The organism is Streptomyces sp. B21-105, from assembly GCF_036898465.1.
GTDB lineage: Bacteria > Actinomycetota > Actinomycetes > Streptomycetales > Streptomycetaceae > Streptomyces.
In genome coordinates this window covers 3,701,122-3,720,812 of sequence record NZ_JARUMJ010000001.1, presented here as the reverse complement: position 1 = coordinate 3,720,812, position 19,691 = coordinate 3,701,122, and the positions used below count along the sequence as shown (strand labels likewise).

Here is a 19,691-nt window from a genome sequence, read left to right as displayed (position 1 = left end):
TCGGGCGGTCGGCCCGGCGGTCGTCGGGTGTGCGGCCGGGTGGTCGATCGGGTGTGTGGGCCGGTGGTTGACGGGGCGTCCGGCCCGGTGGTCGACGGGATGGACGGGACAGACGGGACAGGGGGCTGGTGACCGGCCGGGCGTACGACCTGGTGCCCGGCCTGCTGGCCAATCGGGCGTCCGGCCCGGTGAAACGCGTGGCACCCGGCACGGAGACCCGACACCGCCGTGATCGCGCGGTGGCTGCGGGTGTTGTGAGCTGGGTCCCACCCGCGGGCGACGCGGCCTCGTCGGCGCGTTGACATCCGGGCCGCCGGTAGGGTGGCCCGGTTGTCATACGTAGCCGAGTAACGAGCAGCCCGACCCCCCGAACCGGAGACCGTGACTACCACCGCCGCCACCTCCACCTCCCACCACCTGTCGCCCGCCTTCCCCGGCCGCGCCCCCTGGGGCACCGCCGGCAAGCTGCGGGCCTGGCAGCAGGGGGCGATGGAGAAGTACCTCCAGGAGCAGCCGCGCGACTTCCTCGCCGTCGCCACCCCCGGCGCCGGCAAGACGACGTTCGCGCTGACCCTCGCCTCCTGGCTGCTGCACCACCACGTCGTGCAGCAGGTGACCGTGGTCGCGCCGACCGAACACCTGAAGAAGCAGTGGGCGGAGGCGGCGTCCCGCATAGGCATCCGGCTCGATCCCGAGTACAGCGCCGGACCGCTCAGCAAGGACTACCACGGCGTCGCCGTGACCTACGCGGGCGTCGGCGTGCGTCCGATGCTGCACCGCAACCGCAGCGAGCAGCGCAAGACCCTCGTCATCCTCGACGAGATCCACCATGCCGGCGACAGCAAGTCGTGGGGTGAGGCGTGCCTCGAGGCGTTCGAGCCGGCGACCCGCCGCCTCGCGCTCACCGGCACGCCGTTCCGGTCGGACACCAACCCCATTCCGTTCGTGACGTACGAGGAGGGCGACGACGGCATCCGTCGGTCCGCCGCCGACTACACCTACGGGTACGGGTCGGCGCTCGCCGACCACGTCGTGCGTCCCGTCATCTTCCTCTCCTACAGCGGCAACATGCGCTGGCGGACAAAGGCCGGCGACGAGATCGCGGCCCGGCTCGGCGAGCCGATGACGAAGGACGCGATCAGTCAGGCCTGGCGCACCGCGCTCGACCCGCGCGGCGAGTGGATGCCGAGCGTGCTGCGCGCCGCCGACCAGCGCCTCACCGAGGTCAGGAAGGCCATCCCGGACGCCGGTGCGCTCGTCATCGCCTCCGACCAGGACTCCGCCCGCGCCTACGCCAAACTGATCCGGGAGATCACCGGCTCGAAGGCGACCCTCGTCCTGTCCGACGACACCGGCGCGTCCAGCCGCATCGACGACTTCAGCGGCAGCACCGACCGCTGGATGGTCGCCGTGCGCATGGTGTCCGAGGGCGTCGACGTGCCGCGCCTCGCGGTCGGGGTGTACGCCACCACCATCTCCACACCGCTCTTCTTCGCCCAGGCCGTCGGACGTTTCGTGCGGTCCCGGCGGCGCGGCGAGACCGCCTCCGTCTTCCTCCCGACCGTGCCCGACCTGCTCGGTTTCGCGGGGGAGATGGAGCGCGAGCGCGACCACGTCCTCGACAAGCCCAAGAAGCAGGGCGAGGAGGATCCGTACGCCGAGTCCGAGAAGGAGATGGACGAGGCGAACCGTGAGCAGGACGAGGACACCGGCGAGCAGGAGCAGTTCGCCTTCGAGGCGCTGGAGTCCGAGGCCGTCTTCGACCGGGTGACGTACAACGGGGCCGAGTTCGGCATGCAGGCCCACCCGGGCAGCGAGGAGGAGCAGGACTACCTCGGCATCCCGGGGCTGCTGGAGCCCGACCAGGTGCAACTGCTGCTGCAGAAGCGGCAGGCCAAGCAGATCGCGCACAGCAGGAAACGGCCGGACGCCGAGGCCGACCTGCTGGAACTGCCCGCCGAGCGGCGGCCGGTCGTCTCGCACAAGGAGATGATGGAACTGCGCAAGCAGCTCAACACCATGGTCGCCGCGTACGTGCACCAGAGCGGCAAGCCGCACGGGGTGATCCACACCGAACTGCGGCGGGTGTGCGGCGGACCGCCGAGCGCGGAGGCGACGGCCGGGCAGCTGCGCCAGCGCATCGCCAAGGTGCAGGAGTGGGCGACCCGGATGAAGTGACTCCCGGCCGGGTCTGCCGGGTCCGCGGGGTCCGCGGGGTCCGCCGCGACTGCCGCGGCGCCACCTCGCGACCCGCGACCCGCGACCCCGCGGTGTCGTCAGCCCAGTCAGCAGTCAGCCCCGTCAGCCCCGTGCGGCGTATCAGTACCTTGGGGCGCGGGCGACGCTGCCACGCTCCGTACGTATCGGGATAAAAGCAGGTAGTCCATACCGGCCATTGACCGGATTCTGGACGGAGCCTTCCGCTCAGCGAACCGGCTTCGCTACTGTCCCGCTACGCACACGCCCCGTGGCAGCGCCGCCGCGGAGCGCAGCCGTGAAGCGACCGGGCCCGGAACGCCGGACCCGTCTGTCGATCGGAGGCCTCTGTGGCGCGTCACTGACGGGACTCGGTGACGCCCCGCCGCGACGGAGGCAGCCGACCTCACCACTTAAGGAGTGGGCGTCGTGACCGCGGAGACCTCTCAGACGCTCGACCGGGGACTGAAAGTCCTCAAGCTGCTGGCCGACACCGACCACGGGCTGACCGTCACCGAGCTTTCCAACAAACTGGGCGTCAACCGGACCGTTGTGTACCGGTTGCTCGCCACGCTGGAGCAGCACGCCCTCGTACGGCGTGACCTGGGCGGACGAGCCCGGGTCGGCCTCGGAGTGCTGCGGCTCGGCCGCCAGGTGCACCCGCTGGTGCGGGAGGCCGCGCTGCCCGCGCTGCGCTCACTCGCCGAGGACATCGGAGCGACCGCGCATCTGACGCTGGTGGACGGGACGGAAGCGCTCGCCGTCGCCGTCGTCGAGCCGACCTGGACCGACTACCACGTGGCGTACCGGGCCGGGTTCCGGCATCCGCTGGACCGGGGGGCGGCCGGCCGGGCGATCCTCTCCGCCCGGCAGAAGACGGCGCGCAGCGCGGACGAGCCCGGCTACACGCTGACGCACGGGGAGTTGGAGGCCGGCGCGAGCGGCGCGGCAGCCCCGCTGCTGGGCGTGACCGGCGTCGAGGGCAGCGTGGGCGTGGTGATGCTGGCCGACGCCGTGCCGGAACGGGTCGGCCCGCGCGTCGTGGACGCGGCACGCGAAGTGGCGGAGGCGCTGCGCTGACCGCACCCGGACCACCCGCACCCGGACCACCCGCAGCCGGCCCGCCCGGCGGGAGCGGCTGGAGCGGCCCGCCCGGCGGGAGCGCCGGGCGTGAAGAGTGAGCGTGGACGTCGTCCAGGAGGCGAGCAGGCCGCGAGCCGCGGCACCTCGTCACGTTAGATTGACTCCGTGCTCTCTCGCCTCTCACGCCCGCGCGCTCTCGCCGTCTGCGCCCTGCCCCTCGTGGTGCTGCTCGCCACGGCCGCGTTCGCGCCGCTGCCGTTCTCGGTGGCACAGCCGGGCATGACGGCGAACGTCCTCGGCGACAACAAGGGCACCCCGGTGATCACGATCTCCGGCGCGCCCGTGCGGGGCACCAGCGGACAGCTGCGCATGACGACGATCGAGGCGACCGGCCCCGACACGCGCGTCTCGCTCGGTGACGTCCTCGACGGCTGGTTCCGCACCGACCAGGCGATCATGCCGCGCGACGCGGTGTACCCCAGCGGGGAGAGCACCAAGGAGATCGAGCGGCACAACACCGAGCAGATGGAGGACTCCCAGGACGCGGCGACCCAGGCGGCGCTGGCGTATCTGAAACTGGGCGAGGACGACGTCAAGGTCACCCTGAAACTGGCCGACGTGGGCGGACCCAGCGCCGGACTGCTGTTCTCGCTCGGCATCGTCGACAAGCTGGACGGCGACGGCGAGGGCGGCGACCTCACGGGTGGCCGCACGATCGCGGGCACGGGCACCATCGACGCCGGCGGCAAGGTCGGCGCGGTCGGCGGGGTGGCCCTGAAGACCCAGGCCGCCCGGCGGGACGGCGCGACCGTGTTCCTCGTCCCGAAGGACGAGTGCTCCGACGCGAAGTCCGAGCTGCCGAAGGGGCTGCGGCTGGTCCCGGTCACCACGCTCAAGGGCGCGGTGAGCGCGCTCGTCGCGCTGGAGAAGGGCAAGGGCTCGGTCCCCAGCTGCTGAGCGGCGGCTCCGCACCGACCGACCCGCCTCTGCAAGGCCGTCCGCCTCGCCCGCTACCGGTCCCCAGCTGCTGAGCCCCTACCGCTCCCGGTCGGCCGCGTCCTCTCCGGGCCGTCCCGGTGCCAGCTCCGCCGCCTGCTCCACGAGCGGGATGATCCGCAGCGGGACGGGGTTCTCCATCACGATCGCGGTGGACGCCCGGACGATGCCGTCGAAGCCGACGACCCGGTCGATCACCCGCTGGAGATCGGCGTTGGAGCGGGCCACCAGCCGGCAGAGCATGTCCCCGCCGCCGGTGGTGGTGTGCAGTTCCAGCACTTCCGGCACGGATCCCAGGTGGGCCCGCACGGCAGCCCCCCGGCCCTGCCGGATCTGGAGTGTGGCGAAGGCGGTGACCGGGTAGCCGAGGGCCGCCGGATCGACGTCGGGGCCGAACCCCCGGACGACGCCGTTCGACTGAAGCCGGTCGAGCCGCGCCTGCACGGTCCCGCGGGCCACGCCCAGCCGCCGGGACATCTCCAGCACCCCCAGACGCGGCTCCCGAGCCAGCAGGACGATGATCCGGCCGTCCAGACGATCGATCCCCATGCCGTAGGCCTCCACGATGGTCACCCTGTACAGAAAGTCCGCCGAAACCGCCGAGCGGCTGCACAGACTGCCCAGGCGATACGCGAACTATTGCGCACCTTGCAGGGATGGCGCGAGGCTTTCGCTATGACGCAGACCACATACCTCACTCCCGACACCGCGCGGCAGGCAGACCCCTTCCCGGTCAAGGGAATGGACGCGGTCGTCTTCGCCGTGGGCAACGCCAAACAGGCGGCGCACTACTACTCCACCGCCTTCGGCATGAAGCTGGTCGCCTACTCCGGACCGGAGACCGGCAGCCGTGAAACCGCGTCGTACGTGCTCACCAACGGCTCGGCCCGCTTCGTCCTCACCTCCGTCATCAAGCCCGCCACCACGTGGGGCCACTTCCTGGAGCGGCATGTGGCCGAGCACGGCGACGGCGTCGTCGACCTCGCCATCGAGGTGCCCGACGCCCGCGCCGCCTACGCCTACGCCGTCGAGCACGGCGCGCGCTCCGTCGCCGAGCCCTACGAACTGAAGGACGAGCACGGCACGGTCGTCCTCGCCGCGATCGCCACCTACGGCGAGACCCGGCACACCCTCGTCGACCGGTCCGGCTACGACGGCCCCTACCTCCCGGGCTACGTGAGCGCCGACCCGATCGTCGAGCCTCCCGCCCAGCGCACCTTCCAGGCCGTCGACCACTGCGTCGGCAACGTCGAGCTCGGCCGGATGAACGAGTGGGTCGGCTTCTACAACAAGGTCATGGGCTTCACGAACATGAAGGAGTTCGTGGGCGACGACATCGCCACCGAGTACAGCGCGCTGATGTCGAAGGTGGTGGCCGACGGCACGCTCAAGGTCAAGTTCCCGATCAACGAGCCCGCCGTCGCCAAGAAGAAGTCCCAGATCGACGAGTACCTCGAGTTCTACGGCGGCGCCGGCGTCCAGCACATCGCGCTCAACACCAACGACATCGTGCAGACGGTCCGCACGATGCGGGCGGCCGGGGTGCAGTTCCTCGACACCCCCGACTCCTACTACGACACCCTCGGCGAATGGGTCGGCGACACCCGCGTCCCCGTCGACACCCTGCGCGAGCTGAAGATCCTCGCCGACCGCGACGAGGACGGCTATCTGCTGCAGATCTTCACCAAGCCGGTCCAGGACAAGCCGACCGTCTTCTTCGAGATCATCGAACGCCACGGCTCGATGGGCTTCGGCAAGGGCAACTTCAAGGCCCTCTTCGAGGCGATCGAACGGGAGCAGGACAAGCGCGGCAACCTGTGACCCGCCGGCCGGGCAGCCGGACGCCAGGTCGGCCCGGCTAGTCCGGCAGGTCGGCCGGGGGCGGCTCCTCGCCGAGGTCGGCGAGGGCGGCCCGGGCCGCCGGACCGAACAGGGGCGAGAAGTACGGGTTGAGCCGCAACGCCTCCTGAAGGTGCCGCCGCGCCGGACCGTCCTTCCCCAGCCGGCGCTCGATCACCGCCAGATGGTGCAGGTACGGCGCGCTGTGCACCGCGCCCCCGTGCACCCGGTCGGTGGCGATCGAGGCGAACCTCAGCGCCTCCTCGTCGTCCCCGGCCCGGTGCAGCGCCCAGCCCAGCGCGTCCGCGACGGCGACGCCCGGCTGCCGCCGCCACTCGGCCCGCAGCCGCAGCACCGCCGACGCCGGGTCCCCGTGGTCCGCCTCGAACCGGCCGAGCGTCAGCTCCCCGTCGACGCCGCCCGCCGCCCCCTGCCGGACCAGCGCCCGCAGCCGGTCGTACTGCACCCGCGCCGCCTGCGCCAGCCCCAGCGACTCGTACAGCTCGCCCAGCTCCAGCGCGTACTGCGGCAGCGGCTGCCGTTCCAGCGCCACCCGGTACGCGCTCAGCGCCTCCGTCGTCCGCCCCAGCGCCGCCAGCGCCCTGCCCTGCCCGGCCTGCGCCGCCCGCTGGTCGGGGTCGAGCCGGACCGCCTCCTGGAAGTGCCGCAGCGCGTCCTCCCGCTCACCGCGCTCCCAGGCGAGCTGTCCGGCCCGCTCCAGCCACGCTGCCTGCTCGGCGGGGGAGACGGCGGCGGCCGCCGCGTCCGCCAGCGCGGCCTGGGCGTCCTCACGCCGGCCCCGGTCCCAGTAGACGCCCGCCGCCCGTCCCCGCACCGCGGGACCGGAGTGCAGCGCCGTCAGCGCGTCCAGGGCCTTCAGCGCCTTCTTGTAGTCCCCCATGCCGGTGTACGCGTCGATGAGCTGCGGATACGTCGTCCAGCGCTTCGGGGCTGCCTTGCGCGCGGCCTCGCCCCAGCGCAGCGCGGCGGGGAAGTCCCGGCGGGCGTTGGCCAGCGCGGCCAGACCGACGACGGCGTCTGCGTTGCCCCGGGGGCGGGCCTTCAGCGAGGTCCGCAACGCCCGTTCGGCCTTCGGATACAGGACGGCGACGTCGGCGGTCCGCCGGCCCTGCTCGAGGTACGCCGTGCCGAGCACCGCCCAGGACCGCGCGTCCCGGGGACGCTCCCGCACCGCACGCTCCCGCTCCTCGACCAGCACCGCCAGATCGGACAGCGCGGCCGCCACCCCCGCCCGGACCGCCGAGCCCGCCTGCGCCCCGGGAGCCGGCACCGGCGCGCCGCGTTCCGCAGGCTCCTCGCCGGGCAGGCACATCAGCACCCCGCCGCCCACCATCAGACAACCCACCAGCGAGCCGACGGACAGCCGCCGCCACCGACCCGCCCGGGAGACGTCCCCCGGGGCCTCGGCGCCCTCCCTCGCGGCTACGTCGGCGGCCTCTGCGGCGGCCTCTGCGGCGGGTTCTGCGGCGGCTGCCGCAGAGGCCCCCGCGACGGCCCCCGCGACGGCCCCCGCGACGGTCTGCGCGACGGCCCCCGCAGGAGTCCCGTCGGGGGCGGTGCGCTCTTCGGCGGCGCGCTCCTCGTTCTCCATGGCGCTCACTGTGCGTCAGTACGACGACCGTGCGACGTCAGCCTGAGGCTCCCCGGACGGGGGTTCACACCGATGGCCCCCGGGTGCGAACCTGTGATCATGGGCCGTTGGGAAACACCACCCGAAGACGACACCGCACCCTCGCGCAACACCGCACCCACGCGGAACACCGCACCGGCGCACGACACCGCACCGACCGGCGACCTGCTCGACCGGCTGCGTGACGGCCTGCCCGCCGAGTCCGTTCTCACCGATCCCGACGTCACGGCCTCCTACGCCAACGACATGGCGAGCTTCTGCCCGGCCGGCGCCCCGGCCGTGGTCGTGCTGCCGCGCACCGTCGAAGAGGTGCAGCACGTGCTGCGCACGGCGAGCGAACTGCGCGTCCCGGTCGTCCCACAGGGCGCCCGCACCGGCCTGTCCGGGGGCGCCAACGCCTCCGACGGCTGCATCGTCCTCTCCCTGATCCGGATGGACCGCATCCTCGAGATCAACCCGGTCGACCGGATCGCCGTCGTCGAACCCGGCGTCGTCAACGCGGCCCTCTCCCGTGCCGTGGGCGAGCACGGCCTGTACTACCCGCCCGACCCGTCCAGCTGGGAGACGTGCACGATCGGCGGCAACATCGGGACTGCCTCGGGCGGCCTGTGCTGTGTGAAGTACGGGGTGACGGCCGAGTACGTCCTCGGACTCGACGTGGTGCTCGCCGACGGACGGCTGATGTCCACCGGCCGCCGCACCGCGAAGGGCGTCGCCGGGTACGACCTCACCCGCCTGTTCGTCGGCTCCGAGGGCTCGCTGGGCGTCGTCGTGCGGGCCGTCCTGGCGCTGCGGCCGCGGCCGCCGCAGCAGCTGGTGCTGGCGGCCGAGTTCGACTCGGGCGCCGCCGCCTGCGACGCGGTGTGCCGGATCATGGCGGGCGGACACGTGCCGTCCCTCCTCGAACTGATGGACCGCACAACCGTCCGCGCCGTCAACGCCCTGACCCGCATGGGCCTGCCGGAGACCACCGAGGCCCTGCTGCTCGCGGCCTTCGACACCCCCGACCCGGCCGCCGACCTCGCCGCCGTCGGCGCGCTCTGTGAGACGGCCGGCGCCGTCCGGGTGGTCCCCGCCGACGACGCCGCCGAGTCAGAACTCCTGCTCCAGGCACGGCGGTCCTCGCTCGTCGCGCTGGAGGCCGTCAAGGGCACGACGATGATCGACGACGTGTGCGTGCCCCGCTCCAGACTCGGCGAGCTGATCGAGGGCGTCGAACGCATCGCGCGCGGACACGGGCTGACCATCGGGGTCGTCGCCCACGCCGGAGACGGCAACACCCACCCCACGGTCTGCTTCGACGCGGCGGACCCCGACGAGTGCCGGCGCGCCCGCGCGTCCTTCGACGAGATCATGGGCCTCGGCCTCGAACTCGGCGGCACCATCACCGGCGAGCACGGCGTCGGCGTGCTCAAGAAGGAGTGGCTGGCCCGCGAGATCGGCCCGGTGGGCGTCGAGATGCAGCGCGCCGTCAAAGCGGCCTTCGACCCCCTGGGCATCCTCAACCCGGGCAAGCTGTTCTGAGACCGGGCACGCTGTGGCGAGCGCCCCGGCTCCCGCCGGGGCGGCTCACTCACCGTCCCGGGACTCGTCCGACGGCCACGGGTCGCTCAGCCACAGATCGTCCGCGGGCGTCGGGGCGAGCAGCTCGGCCAGCCCGTCGTCGATGCCGAGCCGGTCGCCCTCGGTACCCGGGGGCACCACCCGCAGTGTCCGCTCCAGCCAGGCCGAGACCTGCGCCGCCGACGCCTCCAGCAGGGCATCCCCGTCGGGCGAGCTCAGCGCCATCAGCACCACGGCGCGCCCTGCCGACTTCGTCGGCCACACCCGTACGTCCCCGTACCCGCACGGCCGGAACACGCCCTCCACCAGCAGCTCGCGGGCGAACGTCCAGCCCACCGGGTGCGCGGAGTCGGTGTGGAAGGTCACGTGCACGGCGAACGGGTCGTCGCTGCGGTAGACGAGCCGGGCCGGCACCCGCACGGCGCGCTCCGGCGACAGGATAAGTCTGAGTTCCAGCTCGCGCTCCACCACGGTGTGCTGCATGTCGTTCTCCTCTCGTCGACGGACCCCGTTCGCGGCCCGTGGGCGTGCCCGTGAGCGGGCTCGTACGAGTGGAGAGCGGACAGCGCCGCAACCATTACGCGGGTCTGCGGAAATTCTTTCGGCGGATTTCCCGGACCGGCCCGGTCCCTGGACCCTCAGAGTCCTCTGCGCACGGTTCCGAACGTGTGAAGAGCGTGCACGGGGTTGCCCGGAAAGGGGCGGGTCCGACAGGACTGGCGGTGGGGCTTGCGTCCGTCTGATAGATGTGGAGCCCCCCAACCCACCCCCGAGCAGATACGGGACGACGGACATGAGCGCCCCAACCCCGGCACCCGGCGACGACAGGCCCCGCGAGGGGTATTACCCGGACCCCTCCATCCCTGGATACGTCCGGTACTGGAACGGTTCCGCGTGGGTACCGGGCACCAGCCGGCCGGCGCCGTCCGACGGCCGCCCGCTCACGGCTCCGTCCGGCGCGCCCGCCCCGGTCGAGGAGACCGGCCCGCACTTCTTCGACGAGGACCCCGCGCCGGCCGGTCCCGCCCCGGTGAACCCGTACGGCGGCCACCCCGAGCCGGCCTCCGCGTGGGGCGCCGACCGCTCCCACCAGTCCGGCTTCGGCGGCGACCAGGACCGCCGGGTCTCCTGGGGCGCCCCGCCGGCCGCCGACCCGAGGGTGCCCTCGCCCGCTCAGGCACAGCCCGAGGGCGCCGCGACGAGCACCGACGGTATGACGACGATCCCGCCCGCGCAGCCGGAGTCCGGTGAGGGCGCTGGCGCGGGCGCCGGGGACGTGGTCTCCGGAGGCACGTTCGTCTTTCGCCGGCCGACCGCGGGCGGCGGGGGAGCGGGGCCGGCCGTCCCTGCCCCCTCCGCTCCCGCCGGCCACACCCCCGACCGGGGCACCGTCACCTTCGGCCCGCCGGCCCAGCGCACGGGCGTCCCCGACGGTCAGTACCCGCCCGCCGCCCAGGGCCCGACGACCGCGCCCGCCGCCAACGCCCCCGCGCCCCCCGGATTCGGGGCGGGCAAGGCGGCGGCCGACCGGGCGTCGGCCGCACCGGGAGCGGGCGTCCAGGCTCCGCAGGGACCGGGCGTCCAGGCTCCGCAGGGGCCCGCGCAGATCCCGCCCGCGCAGAACCCCGGTTTCCCGTCCGCCCCCTCGGCGTCCTCCGCGGCTCAGCCCGCCGGTTCACCCGTCGCACGGATGCCCGCCCCCGCCCCTGCCCAGCAGCCCGCGTCGGGCGTGCCTCACCAGGCCGCCGGCCCGGGCGGCCCCGCCGCCCCGATGGCCGCGGGGTCCGGGGGCGGCCAGCCCTCCTGGGCGCAGCAGGTGCACCGGCTCACCGGCGCCGAGGACGGCCCCGTCACACCCTGGAGGCCGCCGGTCGACGACGTCTTCCAGGCCGCCGCCCGGCGTCAGGCCGAGGCTCGTCCCGCGGGCCTGGGCAAGCGGCTGGCCGCCCGCCTCCTGGACACGCTCGTCCTCGCGGCCGTCACCGCCGGCGCCGCCCTGCCGCTCGGCGTGCGCGCCCTCGACCACGTCGACGAGAAGATCGACGCGGCCAAGCTGAGCGGAGAGACCGTCACCGTCTGGCTGCTGGACGGCACGACGTCGGTGTACCTGGGGATCGTCCTCGCCGTCCTGCTGGTGTTCGGGATTCTCTACGAGGCGCTGCCGACCGCCAAGTGGGGCCGCACGCTGGGCAAAAAGCTGTTCGGTCTCCAGGTGCGCGACATCGAGGGCGGCGAGCCCCCGTCCTACGGGGCGGCCCTGCGCCGCTGGCTGGTCTACAGCGTGCCCGGCCTGCTCGCCGTCGGCGTGGTGGGCGTCCTGTGGGGGCTGTTCGACAGGCCGTGGCGCCAGTGCTGGCACGACAAGGCGGCACACACGTTCGTCGCCGGCTGACCGGCACCCCGGCACCCCGGCACCCCGGCACCCCGGCACCCCGGCACCCCGGCACCCCGGCACCCCGGCACCCCGGCACCCCGGTGGACCGTACCCCCGGACGGCCGCTCGCCGGATGCGGAGCCGGGGGGTTCGCGGTCGACTCGGGGGCATGACCAACGAACCGCCTCCCGGCCCCGGCGGCGGCGAGCCGCCGGAGGACGACCCGCTCAGGAAGCGGCCGCCGCAGCAGCCCCCGCACGATCAGGGGCTGCCCCCGTACGGCCAGGGCCAGGGCTCGCCGTACGACGCCCCGCAGGACCCGCACTCGGGCACGCCCGGCGACGGCGGCTCCCACGACGGCGGCCCCTACGGCAGCGGTCCCCACGGCGGCGGTCCTTTCGGCGGAGGCCCTTACGGGGGTGCCGGCGGAGGCCCCTACGGCGGTGCCGGGGGCGACCCCTACGGCGGCTACCCCGCGGACCCGCTCGCCGGGATGCCCCCGCTCGCGGACAGCGGCCGGCGCACGTTGGCCCGGATCATCGACATGATCCTCGTCTTCGCCGTGGTGTCGCTGCTGGCGTGGGCCTTCGGGGTGGCGCAGTACACCGTGGACGCGGACCGGATCGAGTTCGGCAAGACCTTCGGACGGGAGCTCGTCGCCGCGATCCTGTACGTCGCGTACGACACGGTCCTCACCGCCAGGACGGGGCAGACGCTCGGCAAGAGGTGGCTCGGCATGCGGGTGGCCAACCTCGACAACGGCTCGACGCCCTCCGCACAGACGTCCCTGGTGCGCGCCCTGGTGCTGTGGGTGCCGTTCGCGTTCTGCTGCGCCTGTCTGTGGACGGCGGTCTGCGGCGGCTGGAGCTACTTCGACAAGCCCTACAAGCAGGGTCTGCACGACAAGGCGGCCAAGACGGTGGTGGTCGCCACCGGTTGACGCGCAGCCACCGGGCAGCGACCGCAGGCGGCACGACGGCACGACGAAAGGACCCGCAGTCGGAACGCGGGCCCTTCGTCGTGCTGGTGTGTGCGGGTCAGGGGGCGGTGGGCTCCCGGACGGGCTCGGGTGTCGAGGCGACCGAGGCCGGGACGGGCAGCGTCGCCGGCCTGGTACCGGGCGTGGGCGTGGGCGCGGAGACCATGACGGGCGCGGGCCGGTTCGCCGTGGAGCGGGCGACGGGGGCCCGCCGGGGCTTCGCCGTCGGCACCGTCATGGCGACGAGCACGCCGAGGGCGACCGCGGCGACGACGACGACGGCGATCCCGGGGCCCGAACTGGTCTGCGACAGCAGCAGCATGGCGAGCGTCGAGAGGATGACGGTGCAGGAACCGTACGTGAGCTGTGCGACTGTCGGACGAGGCATGGCAATCGTGTCCTCGGGAGCGGGGGCGGTCTCGACTCTATTCGGCTGCATGCCCGAGCGGAACGAGCGGTAAGCGTGACCTAACCCACGGTGCCGGAGCACAGGGGGCGCACGGAGTCATGACGTCCACCAGGTGGACTGTCCCGCGCGCCCGGACCGGCCCGCTCCTTGCGGGGAGTGTGCCGAGAAACCGTCACATGTCCGCAATGCGAACAGCGGCTCCTGATAGTGCACTTGACCTGTCCAAGTCAAGGTCTGTCTTTTCTTCTTAACCAGTAGTCAAATGGCGTCACTTGACTACACGCGTATAACAGCGCGCGGACTTTCCTTGACAGGAATCCCCCGTACCGCGCGCGGACGCGTGCGTGGGAGGACATCAAGTGACCAGTAGATCCTGGACGTTCCGCACGGCCGCCACGGTCGTCGCACTCGCGGCGGCCACGGCGACGTTCACGACGTTCGCCGTGGCACAGGCAGCCGAGAACCCGGCGCAGTCCCCGGCAGCGGGCCGGCACGACCCGCAACCGGCCAAGGCCCGTACGCACGACTTCGACGGGCCGCTCAGCAAGACGCAGGAGGCACAGCGCGAGGAGGCGCTCAAGGAGGTCATAGCCGGCCGGACGTCGGTCAAGAACCGCGACGGTTCGAAGGTCGTCCAGCTCAAGAGCAAGAAGGGCGACAGCAAGTTCGTCGAACTCGGCCGCGAGAAGACCGACAAGATCTTCACGATCCTCGTCGAGTTCGGCGACCAGGTCGACAGCCGCTACGGCGGCACGCCCGGCCCGCTGCACAACCAGATAGCCAAGCCGGACCGCAAGCAGGACAACTCCACCGCCTGGCAGGCGGACTACGACCAGAAGCACTTCCAGGACCTGTACTTCGGCGAAGGCAAGAACACCGAGTCGCTCAAGAAGTACTACGAGAAGCAGTCCTCGGGCCGCTACTCGGTCGAGGGCGAGGTGACCGACTGGGTCAAGGTCCCCTACAACGAGGCCCGGTACGGCCACAACGACGCCACGACCGGCGCCTGGTACGCGGTCCAGGACGGCGTCAACGCCTGGGTCGCCGAGCGCGAGGCGGCAGGCGCCTCCGCCGCCCAGATCAAGGCGGAGCTGGCCGAGTTCGACCAGTGGGACCGCTACGACTTCGACGGCGACGGCGACTTCAACGAGCCCGACGGCTACATCGACCACTTCCAGATCGTGCACGCCGGCGAGGACGAGTCCGCGGGCGGCGGCGCGCAGGGCGAGGACGCCATCTGGGCCCACCGCTGGTACGCCTTCGGCACCGACGCCGGCTCCACCGGCCCGGACACCAACAAGCTCGGCGGCGCCCAGGTCGGCGACACCGGCATCTGGGTCGGCGACTACACCATCCAGCCGGAGAACGGCGGCCTCGGCGTCTACGCGCACGAGTACGGCCACGACCTCGGCCTGCCGGACGAGTACGACACCTCCGGCGGCGGCGAGAACTCCACCGGCTTCTGGACGCTGATGTCCTCCGGTTCCTGGCTGGGCACCGGCAAGGACACCATCGGCGACCTGCCCGGCGACATGAACGCCTGGGACAAGCTGCAGCTGGGCTGGCTCGACTACGACGTCGCCACGGCCGGCAAGAAGTCCAACCACACGCTGGGCGTCGCGGAGTACAACACCAAGAACCCGCAGGCCCTCATCGTCCAGCTGCCGGACAAGACCGTCACCACCGAGGTGGTCGCCCCGGCGCAGGGCAAGTCCCAGTGGTGGAGCGGCAGCGGCAACGACCTGCGCAACTCCCTGTCCCGTCCGGTCGACCTGACCGGCAGGTCCGCCGCGAGCCTCACCCTCGACGGCTGGTGGGACATCGAGGCCGACTACGACTACCTCTACACCGAGGTGTCCACCGACGGCGGCGCCAACTGGACGCCGATCGACGGCAAGCTGGCCGACGGCAGCGCCATCACCCGTGACGGCAGCGGCAAGCCCGCCCTCACCGGCTCGGTCGCGGCCTACCAGAAGCTGACGTACTCGCTGGACGCCTACGCGGGCAAGAAGGTCGACCTGCGCTTCCGCTACCAGAGCGACGGCGGCGTGGCCCTCAAGGGCTTCGCGGCCGACGGGATCACGGTGACCGCGGACGGCGCGACCGTCTTCTCCGACGACGCCGAGTCCGAGGACACCGCGTGGACGGCGAACGGGTTCTCCCGCATCGGCGCGTCCATCACGGACGACTACCCGCAGTACTACATCGCGGAGAACCGCCAGTACACGTCGTACGACAAGACCCTCAAGGTCGGCCCGTACAACTTCGGCTTCACGACGTCCCGTCCGTCCTGGGTCGAGCACTACCCGTACCAGAACGGTCTGCTGATCTGGAAGTGGGACACCTCGCAGGTGGACGACAACACCAGCCAGCACAACGGCACGGGCCTGATCCTGCCCGTCGACTCGCACCCGACGCCGATGAAGTGGGCCGACGGCACGTACATGAACAGCAGGATCCAGTCCTTCGACTCGACCTTCACCCGCGCCGCGACCGACGCGTTCACGCTGCACAAGGCGGGCGTCGCGACCAAGGTCAAGTCGCGGATCGGCATCCCGGTCTTCGACGACGGCACGTCCACGTACTGGGACGCGAAGACCCCGCTCGCGGGCGTGAAGATCACTGACACCAACACCCGCATCAAGATCGTCAAGGAGCCGTCGGACGGCTCGACGATCAGCCTGCAGGTCGGACCCTCGGCGAAGTAGTCGACGTCTTCGCAGGTCAGACGCGTATCGGCGGCAACCCCCTGGCGGGTTGCCGCCGATCGTGTTTAGGTGCCTCCTGTGCTTCTCTTATTGACACCGGTACCGACACCGACTCTGACCAGCGCATCGGCGCCGCCTCCGGCGCCCATGCCGATAACGACGCGCACGGGGGTGTGACCGCATGGCCGCAGGAGGCTTCTGCAAGCTGCCCGACGGCATGGTCGTGGTGGCCTTGAACCTGCCCCGCCCCGCCGCCCGGGAGGGCCTCCCGGGCCCCTCCACGGACGTCCGCTTCCTCGTCCACGCCCACAACCGCGCACGGGCTCTGACCCGGCTCCGCAACCTGGGTCTGCGGGCGGTCTACCTGCGCGGCAACGCGGCGCCCCCCACCCCGGACGAGATCACGGCCGTCCTGCACCACCCCGACGGCCTGGTCTGGCGCACCACCCCTGACAACGGTGTCCCCGTCGCCGGCGGCGGCCCCGCGGGCCCCCAGCTGTGGCGCCCCGTCCGCGCCCTGCGCGACTCCGCGGCGGCGTAGGGCCCCGGCCGGCGCTCCCGGAGCGGATCAGTACGCCTCCACCACCCGCACGTCCTCTTCCGTGACCACGCCGTCCACGATGCGGAACGAGCGGAACTGGAACTCGCCGAGGCCGTCGGTGTCGGCGGTGGAGACCAGGACGTAGTGCGCGCCGGGCTCGTTGGCGTAGGAGATGTCGGTGCGGGAGGGGTGGGCCTCGGTCGCGGTGTGCGAGTGGTAGATGACCACCGGCTCCTCGTCGCGGTCGTCCATCTCGCGGTACAGCTTGAGCAGGTCGCCCGAGTCGAACTCGTAGAACGTGGGGGACATGGCCGCGTTCAGCATCGGGACGAAGCGCTCGGGGCGGTCCGTGCCCGCCGGGCCCGCGACCACGCCGCACGCCTCGTCGGGGTGGTCCTTGCGCGCGTGGGCGACGATCCGGTCGTGCAGGTCCTGGGTGATGGTCAGCATGGTCGCCAGGATAAGCAAAGGGGCCGTTCCGTACCGAGGAGTGGTACGGAACGGCCCACATCGCGGACCGCCCGGGCGTCCCGCCGCAGGGGACGCCACGAGAGCTCCCTGCGGCGCAACGCCCGTCCGGCGTCCGTCCGGCGTCCGTCCGGCGTCCGTCCGGCGGTCAGCCGACCTTCTCGAACTCCGGCTCGCGGCGGTCGGTGATCTGCGGGTTGCGGTTCTTCAGGACCGCCCAGCCGAGGCCGAGGGCGGCCGCCCAGCCCGCCATCACGTACAGACAGACGCGCGAGTCGGCGTCGTACGCGATCAGGCCGGTGACGAAGAGCAGGAACACGATGGCCACCCAGCTGAACGCGGAGCCGCCCGGGGCCGGGAAGCTGGACGCGGGCAGCCGGCCCGCGACCACCGCGCGGCGGTACCGGACGTGGCTGATCAGGATCATCAGCCAGGTCCAGATGCCGGCCGCGGTGGCGACGGAGGTGACGTAGCCGAAGGCCTTCTCCGGCACGACGTAGTTCAGGATCACGCCGATGCCCATGAAGAGCACCGAGACCGTGATGCCGAAGGCCGGCGCCTTGGACGCGGACAGCTTGCGGAAGACCACCGGGGCCTCGCCGCTGTCGGCCAGGTTGCGCAGCATCCGCCCGGTCGAGTACATGCCGGAGTTGCAGGAGGACAGCGCGGCCGTCAGCACGACGAAGTTGACGATGCCCGCGCCCGCCGGGATGCCGATCTTCGCGAAGGCCACGACGAACGGGGAGGCCCCGGCGGTGAACTCGGTCCACTTCACCACGCACAGGATGACGGTGAGCGCGCCGACGTAGAACAGCGCGATCCGCCACGGCAGCGTGTTGATCGCCTTCGGGAGGGTCTTCTCCGGGTTCTCCGACTCACCGGCGGTCACGCCGACCAGCTCGACCGCGAGGTAGGCGAACATGACGCCCTGGAGGGTCATCAGGGACGAGCCGACGCCCTTGGGGAAGAAGCCGTCGAAGGCCCACAGGTTGGAGACGGCGGCGGTGTCGCCGGCCGAGCTGAAGCCGAAGGTGAGGACGCCCAGACCGATGACGATCATCCCGATCAGCGCGGTGACCTTGACCATCGAGAACCAGAACTCGAGCTCTCCGAACACCTTCACGGAGATCAGGTTCACGCCGAAGAGGATCACCAGGAAGACCAGGGCCGTGACCCACCGGGGGACGGCCGGGAACCAGAACTGGACGTAGATCGCGGCGGCGGTCAGCTCGGCCATGCCGGTGACGACCCACATCAGCCAGTACGTCCAGCCGGTGAAGTACCCGAAGAACGGGCCGATGAACTCGCGGGAGTACTCCGCGAACGAGCCCGACACCGGGCGGTACAGCAGCAGCTCGCCGAGCGCCCGCATGATGAAGAAGACGATCACGCCGGCGAGGGCGTACATCACGATGAGACTGGGACCGGCCTTGGCGATGTTCGCCCCGGCGGTCAGGAAGAGGCCGACGCCGATGGCGCCGCCGATGGCGATCATCTGGACCTGGCGGCTGCCGAGTCCGCGTTCGTACCCCTCTTCGGGAGTGTCAGTGACGGCGGTGTCAGTGACCTTCTCGGAGGACATGTGTGGTGCGCCTTTCTCCATGCCGATCCGGGCCTCTCGTCGGCCTCGGATCGGTTTCGATCCCCCCGGACTGATGGAGCGGTGCCTGGCCGGCGGTCAACCGGCTCGGTGGCGCACCCGGCGGAACATACGGGTGGTGTTCGCCGGGCGGTCGTGAAGATCTATCACGCCCGCAATATCGATCAGCGGAGGGCCGTGTGGCGCACGACACCAGAAGAAGCGGATGAACGTGACACAAAGAGGACACTCCCGGCCGTCACGTTGACGCGATCGTTATCCGGATTTGAGCGTCCTCTGAGTGAACGGGAAACACGGGCGAACCGACGCGAAACGGTTACGGCATCAGGGTGGTCACCAGGGTCTCCTGGAGCCCGCCCAGCCACAGGTACGCCATCACCATCGGCTTGCGCGGGTCCTCGTCCGGCAGCCGGTAGAGAAGGTCGGTGTCCTCCTCGGCGGTGATCTCCAGCCGGGAGCCGATCGCCAGCCGCAGGTCGTTGAGCGCCCGCAGCCACTGCTGGGACTCCTGCGGCGTCAGCTTCAGCACCGCCCCGCCCCCGGCGGCCGCCTCGGAGGCCAGCGCGTCCAGCGAGCGGATCACGGTGAGGGCGTTCTCCCGCTTGCCGGCCCGCAGGTCGTTCTCCGTGTAGCGGCGGAACTCGGCGGAGTGCGCCTTCTGCTCGTCCGCCTCCCGGGGGCCCGGTGTCGCCTCCGGGTCGGTGTAGGCGTCCGGGAACAGCCGCCGGAGCACGGGATCGGCGGGCGGCTCGCTCGGCCCCTCGGCGAAGAGCTCGGCGAGCGGGTCGTCGGGGGCGTCCTCGGCGGGGCCCGGGCCGATCAGCTCCAGGAGCTGCACGGCCAGCGACCGGATGATGGAGATCTCGACGTCGTCGAGCGCGACGGCCGCGCCGCCGCCGGGGAGCGGTTCGAAGTGTCCAGGCATATGAGGGGAGGCTACTTCCGGTCCTGCTGGAGGGTGGCCCACAGGCCGTACCCGTGCATGGCCTGCACGTCGCGTTCCATCTCCTCGCGGGAACCGCTGGAGACGACCGCCCGGCCCTTGTGGTGGACGTCGAGCATGAGCTTGGTGGCCTTGTCCTTCGAGTAGCCGAAGTACGCCTGGAAGACGTACGTCACATAGCTCATGAGGTTGACCGGGTCGTTGTGCACGATCGTGACCCAGGGGACGTCCGGCTCGGGTACGGCGAAGACCTCCTCCGCCGACTCGGTGCGTTCGATCTCAAGGGGAGCGGGTGACGTCACAAGGCCCATGCTGCCACGCCGCACCGAAATCGTCACACC

17 protein-coding genes are annotated in these 19,691 nt (G+C 71.9%); 9 read left to right on the top strand and 8 right to left on the bottom strand.

Features of this window, described 5'->3' with window-relative positions; genetic code table 11:
* Nucleotides 1-381: 381 nt before the first annotated feature.
* The 3 genes from QA802_RS16735 (at nt 382) to QA802_RS16725 (ending at nt 4,236) form a co-directional block, all read left to right on the top strand.
* Nucleotides 382-2,178 (top strand): DEAD/DEAH box helicase, encoded by a 1,797-nt coding sequence (locus QA802_RS16735; protein ID WP_319168086.1) that lies wholly within the window; start codon nt 382-384, stop codon nt 2,176-2,178.
* A gap of 447 nt (nt 2,179-2,625) precedes the next feature.
* A complete protein-coding gene (locus QA802_RS16730; RefSeq protein WP_319168087.1) occupies nt 2,626-3,276 on the top strand; it encodes an IclR family transcriptional regulator in 651 nt (216 codons plus the stop codon).
* A gap of 168 nt (nt 3,277-3,444) precedes the next feature.
* Nucleotides 3,445-4,236: a S16 family serine protease gene (locus QA802_RS16725; RefSeq protein ID WP_334523109.1), complete on the top strand. Its 792-nt coding sequence runs from the start codon at nt 3,445-3,447 to the stop codon at nt 4,234-4,236.
* Between the two features lie 78 nt (nt 4,237-4,314).
* Here QA802_RS16725 and QA802_RS16720 read toward each other — a convergent pair whose 3' ends face one another.
* A complete protein-coding gene (locus QA802_RS16720; protein WP_334534691.1) occupies nt 4,315-4,824 on the bottom strand; it encodes an Lrp/AsnC family transcriptional regulator in 510 nt (169 codons plus the stop codon).
* 126 nt (nt 4,825-4,950) lie between these two features.
* Between QA802_RS16720 and hppD the strand changes: the two genes are divergently transcribed.
* The gene (hppD, locus tag QA802_RS16715; RefSeq protein WP_334523106.1) at nt 4,951-6,096 is read left to right on the top strand and encodes a 4-hydroxyphenylpyruvate dioxygenase; all 1,146 of its coding nucleotides are present in this window, start codon (nt 4,951-4,953) and stop codon (nt 6,094-6,096) included.
* 37 nt (nt 6,097-6,133) lie between these two features.
* On the opposite strand, the gene QA802_RS16710 is transcribed toward hppD, so the two are convergent.
* Nucleotides 6,134-7,726 carry a tetratricopeptide repeat protein gene (locus QA802_RS16710; protein WP_334523102.1) on the bottom strand — a complete coding sequence of 531 codons (1,593 nt, stop codon included), beginning with the start codon at nt 7,724-7,726 and terminating at the stop codon, nt 6,134-6,136.
* A gap of 99 nt (nt 7,727-7,825) precedes the next feature.
* Here QA802_RS16710 and QA802_RS16705 point away from each other — a divergent pair, with 99 nt between their 5' ends.
* Entirely contained in the window at nt 7,826-9,289 is a 1,464-nt protein-coding gene (locus QA802_RS16705; RefSeq protein WP_443042129.1) for an FAD-binding oxidoreductase, read from the top strand.
* Nucleotides 9,290-9,334: 45 nt separating this feature from the next.
* Here the strand turns inward: QA802_RS16705 and QA802_RS16700 are convergent, their stop codons facing one another.
* Nucleotides 9,335-9,811, bottom strand: a complete 477-nt coding sequence (locus tag QA802_RS16700; RefSeq protein ID WP_319168092.1) for an SsgA family sporulation/cell division regulator — start codon at nt 9,809-9,811, stop codon at nt 9,335-9,337.
* A 310-nt stretch (nt 9,812-10,121) separates the two neighbouring features.
* On the opposite strand from QA802_RS16700, the gene QA802_RS16695 reads away from it, so the two are divergent.
* Both QA802_RS16695 and QA802_RS16690 read left to right on the top strand, forming a co-directional pair.
* A complete protein-coding gene (locus tag QA802_RS16695; RefSeq protein WP_334523095.1) occupies nt 10,122-11,720 on the top strand; it encodes an RDD family protein in 1,599 nt (532 codons plus the stop codon).
* Nucleotides 11,721-11,871: 151 nt separating this feature from the next.
* Nucleotides 11,872-12,642: an RDD family protein gene (locus tag QA802_RS16690; protein ID WP_334523092.1), complete on the top strand. Its 771-nt coding sequence runs from the start codon at nt 11,872-11,874 to the stop codon at nt 12,640-12,642.
* 97 nt (nt 12,643-12,739) lie between these two features.
* Here the strand turns inward: QA802_RS16690 and QA802_RS16685 are convergent, their stop codons facing one another.
* Nucleotides 12,740-13,069, bottom strand: a complete 330-nt coding sequence (locus QA802_RS16685; RefSeq protein ID WP_334523090.1) for a hypothetical protein — start codon at nt 13,067-13,069, stop codon at nt 12,740-12,742.
* Nucleotides 13,070-13,449: 380 nt separating this feature from the next.
* Here QA802_RS16685 and QA802_RS16680 point away from each other — a divergent pair, with 380 nt between their 5' ends.
* Nucleotides 13,450-15,798 carry an immune inhibitor A domain-containing protein gene (locus QA802_RS16680; protein WP_334523087.1) on the top strand — a complete coding sequence of 783 codons (2,349 nt, stop codon included), beginning with the start codon at nt 13,450-13,452 and terminating at the stop codon, nt 15,796-15,798.
* A 181-nt stretch (nt 15,799-15,979) separates the two neighbouring features.
* Complete coding sequence (locus QA802_RS16675; protein WP_334523084.1) at nt 15,980-16,339, top strand: hypothetical protein; 360 nt, start codon at nt 15,980-15,982, stop codon at nt 16,337-16,339.
* 27 nt (nt 16,340-16,366) lie between these two features.
* Here QA802_RS16675 and QA802_RS16670 read toward each other — a convergent pair whose 3' ends face one another.
* The 4 genes from QA802_RS16670 to clpS all read right to left on the bottom strand — a co-directional run bounded on the left by QA802_RS16670 (nt 16,367) and on the right by clpS (nt 19,661).
* Nucleotides 16,367-16,789 (bottom strand): M67 family metallopeptidase, encoded by a 423-nt coding sequence (locus QA802_RS16670; RefSeq protein WP_306952033.1) that lies wholly within the window; start codon nt 16,787-16,789, stop codon nt 16,367-16,369.
* Nucleotides 16,790-16,955: 166 nt separating this feature from the next.
* Entirely contained in the window at nt 16,956-18,389 is a 1,434-nt protein-coding gene (locus tag QA802_RS16665; RefSeq protein ID WP_334523081.1) for an amino acid permease, read from the bottom strand.
* A gap of 334 nt (nt 18,390-18,723) precedes the next feature.
* Complete coding sequence (locus tag QA802_RS16660) at nt 18,724-19,332, bottom strand: DUF2017 domain-containing protein (RefSeq protein WP_334523078.1); 609 nt, start codon at nt 19,330-19,332, stop codon at nt 18,724-18,726.
* Between the two features lie 11 nt (nt 19,333-19,343).
* A complete protein-coding gene (gene clpS, locus QA802_RS16655; protein ID WP_057574446.1) occupies nt 19,344-19,661 on the bottom strand; it encodes an ATP-dependent Clp protease adapter ClpS in 318 nt (105 codons plus the stop codon).
* Between the last annotated feature and the right edge of the window lie 30 nt (nt 19,662-19,691).